This is a genomic window from Tabrizicola sp. (assembly GCF_051645465.1).
Taxonomy (GTDB): Bacteria; Pseudomonadota; Alphaproteobacteria; order Rhodobacterales; family Rhodobacteraceae; genus Tabrizicola.
In genome coordinates this window covers 1-4,829 of sequence record NZ_JBOFBI010000175.1, presented here as the reverse complement: position 1 = coordinate 4,829, position 4,829 = coordinate 1, and the positions used below count along the sequence as shown (strand labels likewise).

At 66.1% G+C, this 4,829-nt stretch carries 4 protein-coding genes and 1 pseudogene; 2 read left to right on the top strand and 3 right to left on the bottom strand.

Going from position 1 to position 4,829, the window contains the following annotated elements:
• A pseudogene (locus ACRCSW_RS11265) lies at positions 1-440 on the top strand (FAD-dependent oxidoreductase); the annotation flags it as partial.
• A gap of 446 nt (positions 441-886) precedes the next feature.
• The gene (locus ACRCSW_RS11260; protein WP_438705114.1) at positions 887-1,096 is read left to right on the top strand and encodes a hypothetical protein; all 210 of its coding nucleotides are present in this window, start codon (positions 887-889) and stop codon (positions 1,094-1,096) included.
• Positions 1,097-1,169: 73 nt separating this feature from the next.
• Here the strand turns inward: ACRCSW_RS11260 and ACRCSW_RS11255 are convergent, their stop codons facing one another.
• From ACRCSW_RS11255 to ACRCSW_RS11245, 3 genes are read right to left on the bottom strand one after another with little or no spacing between them, the layout of a single operon-like run.
• Positions 1,170-1,958: an FAD binding domain-containing protein gene (locus tag ACRCSW_RS11255; protein WP_438705113.1), complete on the bottom strand. Its 789-nt coding sequence runs from the start codon at positions 1,956-1,958 to the stop codon at positions 1,170-1,172.
• Positions 1,959-1,969: 11 nt separating this feature from the next.
• A complete protein-coding gene (locus tag ACRCSW_RS11250) occupies positions 1,970-4,348 on the bottom strand; it encodes a xanthine dehydrogenase family protein molybdopterin-binding subunit (RefSeq protein WP_438705112.1) in 2,379 nt (792 codons plus the stop codon).
• A 9-nt stretch (positions 4,349-4,357) separates the two neighbouring features.
• Entirely contained in the window at positions 4,358-4,828 is a 471-nt protein-coding gene (locus tag ACRCSW_RS11245) for a (2Fe-2S)-binding protein (protein WP_438705111.1), read from the bottom strand.
• Between the last annotated feature and the right edge of the window lies 1 nt (position 4,829).

Below are 4,829 nucleotides of genomic sequence, written 5' to 3'. Positions count from 1 at the left end.
GGGAGGCTCAGCTTTCGGATGCGGTGGTCGTTTATGATGAGGGGGGGAACTGGCGGGGGGTTGGGACGGCCTGGGCGTTGGCGGAGGCGGGTCGGCGGGTGACGATCGTGACGCCGGAGCCGTTCGTCGGGAAGGAGCTGGCGCGGACGGCGGCGGATGGGGTGATGCGGCGGCGGCTGGGGGGCCTGGGGGTGCGGATGCTGGCGGAGCATCGGCTGGTCCGCTGGCACGGGAACGGGGTGACGGTGCGGTCTTTTCTGACGGGGGAGGAGGAGGTGATCGCGGCCTCGGCCCTGGTGATGGCCACGACGAACCAGGCGTTTGATCCGTTTCCGGAATTGGTGCCGGGGAAGGTGCTGCACCGGGTCGGGGACTGCGCGGCGCCCAGGCTCGGGGCCTACGCGTTTCATGAGGGGCGGAAGGTGGGGATGGCGATTTGAGAGTGTCCCACGGTGGGTCAAGGGGGTGGGTTGTTTGATTTCAATGGGTTGTGCGGCCGCTAAGGATCTGTTCACGATTGAGGGCGGTGTTGGCGTCCCCCCACCCCCGGCCCCTCCCCACGGAGGGGGAGGGGAGGGGCCTGTGGCTGGCCGGTGCGCGATAGTCCCATCGTCGTGCGTGTGCGGGCGGTTTTCAAATTGAGCGCTGACGCGCGAAGATCTTTTGTCTCGCCTCTGCGCGTGAAGAACGCGCAGAGGCTCGGGAGGGCGCGCCGCGCGGGGATATTTGGGCAAAGATGAAAGCTTGGTTCGGTCATTCGGGTGGGGCGAAAGAAACGGTTGCTGCTGTCTGAGGGCGCGAAGTTGGCTGCGACTTCGTTGCGGAATCGGCGCTTCTGGCGCGGAGCAGGCTTTGGTGATGTGACCGCCCCCCCGACGGCATCGATGTGCCGGGGCCAAGCCAAAGGCGGACCGAAGTCCTGGCCCACGCCCCCGGCAGCCGCACCGGCCTGACCGCGCCTGCGGCAGTCGACACGACGACGTCCGTCGGCCATGCGATCTGGAACCTGGACGGCAGCCTGCCGTTCGACTGGGCCACGTTTGTTGCGGCGCTGACTACGGCTGCGAAAGCCGATCCGATCAACGCGATCCGCTGAAGGCCACGCCTTGCCCCAAAGAGAAAGGCCCGGGGGATTGTGCCCCCGGGCCTTTCCTTACTGATAATCGGCCTCAGCCTGCGGCGGTGACCGCGCGGCCGGTCAGGACCTTGACGAGGTTCGCGCGATAGGCGGCCGAGCCGTGGAGGTCGGCGTTCATGCCCGACGGATCGACCGTCAGCCCCGAAAGTGCGCTGGCCGAGAAGTTGGCCGAGAGCGCGCGTTCGGCGTCGGTCCAGCGGAAGACGCCATCGGCGCCCGCACCGGTGACGCCGACGCGCACGCCTTGGCCATACTTCGCGACGAAGACGCCGGTCAGGGCAAAGCGGCTGGCGGGTTGGTTGAACTTCACGTAGGCCGCCTTCTGCGGGATCGGGAAGGTCACCTCGGTGATGAACTCGCCGTCATCCAGCGCGGTGGTGAAGAGGCCGCGGAAGTAGTCGTCCGCCGCGATCTTGCGCTTGTTGGTCACCACCGTCGCGCCCGAAGCGAGCACGGCGGACGGATAGCAGGCCGCCGGGTCGTTGTTGGCGAGGCTGCCGCCGATCGTCCCGCGAGAGCGGACCGCCGGGTCGCCGATGCCACCAGCAAGCGCCGCCAGCGCCGGGTAGTGCTTGGCGGCCTCTTTGGCGACCACTGCATGCGGTGTGGCCGCGCCGATGTGAAGGCCCCCGTCACCCGTGCAGACGCCCTGCATCTCTTTGATGCCGGTCAGGCTGACCAGTACCGAAGGCGCTGCAAGGCGCTGTTTCATCGTCGGGATCAGCGTCTGCCCGCCGGAGAGCGGCTGTGCGCCCTCGGCGGCCAGAGCTTTGGCGGCATCGGCAATGCTCGCGGGCTTTGCGAAGTAGAAGTTGTGCATCTGATCCTCCCTCAGCCGTTGATTGCCGACCAGACCCGCGACGGCGAGACTGGCATGTCGATGTGCTTGACGTGGGTGTGCCCGCCACGCTGCAGCGCGTCGATCACGGCGTTCACCACTGCAGGCGGTGAGCCGATGGCCCCGGCCTCGCCGCAACCCTTCACCCCAAGCGGGTTGTGGGTGCACGGCGTCTGGCAGGAATAGTCGACGTTGTAGAACGGCACGTCGTCTGCCCGCGGCATCGGATAGTCCATGTAGGATCCGGTCAGAAGCTGGCCGTTCTCGTCGTAGGTCGTGAACTCGCACAACGCCTGGCCGATCCCCTGGCCGACGCCGCCATGCACCTGACCTTCAACGATCATCGGGTTCATGATGTTGCCGAAGTCGTCGGCGCAGTGGAACGCCACTACGTCGACCTTGCCAGTGCCCTCATCGACCTCGACCTCGCAGATGTAGGCGCCTGCGGGGTAGGTGAAGTTCGCCGGGTCGTAGAAGGCGGTTTCCTCCAGCCCCGGTTCCAGGGTTTCGAGCGGGTAGTTGTGGGGGACATAGGCCGAGAAGGCGATCTCGCCGAAGGTCTTGGCCTTGTCGGTGCCTGCCACGCTGAACTTGCCGTCGGCGAAGGTGATGTCGCCTTCCGAGGCTTCCAGCATGTGGGCGGCGATCTTCTTGCCTTTGGCCACGATCTTGTCGAGCGCCTTGTCCATCGCGACGCCGCAGACCGCGAGCGAGCGGGAACCGTAGGAGCCCATGCCGAAGGGGATCTTCGAGGTGTCGCCGTGGACGATCTCGACCGATGATTCCGGTACACCCAGTTTCGAGGCCACGATCTGTGGGAAGACCGTCTCATGGCCCTGGCCGTGGCTGTGTGCCCCGACCATCACGCTGATGTTGCCGGTGGCGTTCACCCGGACCGTCGCCGCGTCGTAAAGCCCGACGCGGGCGCCGAGGATGCCGACGAGGTGGCTGGGCGCGATGCCGCAGGCCTCGATCCAGGTCGAAAGGCCCATGCCGCGGAGCTTGCCTTTGGCCTTGGACGCGGCGGCCCGCTTTTCGAAGCCCGCGACGTCGGCCATCTCCATCGCCTTGTCGAGGGTCGCGTGGTAGTTGCCGGTGTCGTAGGCCAGCGCGACCGGGGTGGTGTAGGGGAACATGTCGGTGGTGACAAAGTTCTTCCGGCGCACCTCGAACGGGTCGAGACCCAGTTCGCGGCACATCTTGTCGATCACGCGTTCAAGGCTGTAGGTCGCCTCGGGCCGCCCGGCGCCGCGGTAGGCGTCGACGGGGGCGGTGTTGGTGAAAACGGTTTTCACGTTCACGTAGACGTTCGGCACCTTGTAGGGCCCGGCCATCAGCGTGCCGTGGAGGAACGTGGGCGTCACGGTCGCGAAGTTCGACAGATACGCGCCGACGTTCGCCATCGTCTCGGTCCGGAAGGCGATGAAGTTGCCTTCCTTGTCACAGGCGAGTTCGATCTTGGTCACATGGTCGCGGCCATGCGCATCCGAGAGGAAGCTTTCCGACCGCTCTGCCGTCCATCTTACCGGACGGGCGAGCTTCTTCGCCGCCGCGAGGACCAGTGCCTCTTCGCCGTAGTGATAGATTTTCGAGCCGAAACCGCCGCCCACATCGGGGGCGACCACGGTCAGCTTGTTCTCGGGGATGCCCAGGACAAAAGCCGCCACCAGAAGGCGCGTCAGGTGCGGGTTCTGGCTGGTGGTCGTCAGCTTGTAGTCGCCCGTGCCGGGGAAGTACTCGCCGATCGAAGCGCGCGGTTCCATCGCGTTCGGGATCAGGCGGTTGTTCACCAGCTCGAGCGTGGTGACATGCGGCGCGGACTTGATCGCGGCATCGACCTTGGCGCGGTTGTCCTCGATCCAGCCCCAGTCGTAGCAGAGGTTGTCGGGGATTTCGTCATGCACGCGGTTGGAGGAGTTCGCGATCGCGGCGGCCATGTCGATGATCGCGGGCAGTTCCTCGATCACCGTGTCATCGGCCAGCTGCTCGGCCGCGTCGCGCGCCTGGGCGTAGGTGTCGGCCACGACGGCGGCGTAGGCGTCGCCCACATGGCGGACCTTGCCGTGGGCCAGCACCGGGCGCTTCGGCTCGCGCATCGGGGTGCCGTCACGGCTGTTGATCAGCCAGCCTGCCGGGTTGCCACCGACGTCCTTGAAATCCTCGCCGGTGAAGATGGCCAGGACGCCCGGCATTGCGGAGGCCTTGGCAGTGTTGATCGACTTGATCTTCCCGTTCGCGACTGTCGAGCGGACAAAGACGGCCGCGGCCTGGCCATGAATCGCGATGTCATCGGTGTAATTCCCGCGTCCGGTCAGGAAGCGGATGTCTTCGCGGCGCTTGGTGGACGCGCCTATTCCGTGATCTTTCGGCATCTGACCCCCCTATTCCGCAGCCAGGGCGCTGACGTCCTGCCCGGAGGCAGCCATCACGGCCTTGACGATGTTGTGGTACCCCGTGCAGCGGCAGATGTTGCCGTCCAGGTAGTGGCGCACCTCATGCTCGCTTGGCTTGGGGTTCTCGGCCAGAAGGGCCGCCGCCGACATCACCATGCCGGGGGTGCAGAAGCCGCACTGTAGCCCGTGATGGTCCTGGAAGGCCTGCTGGATCGTGCCCAGCGAGCCATCGGCATTCGCCATCCCCTCAATGGTCTTCACGCTTGCGCCCGCCACATCCTCGGCAAAGACGGTGCAGCTTTTGACGGGCTTGCCATCCAGATGCACAACACAGGCGCCACACTGGCTGGTGTCGCAGCCGATATGAGTGCCGGTCAGCCCCAGCCCTTCACGCAGGAAAGCGGACAGAAGCGTCCGCCCTTCCACTTCGCCGGAAACGGCCTTGCCGTTCACGGTCATC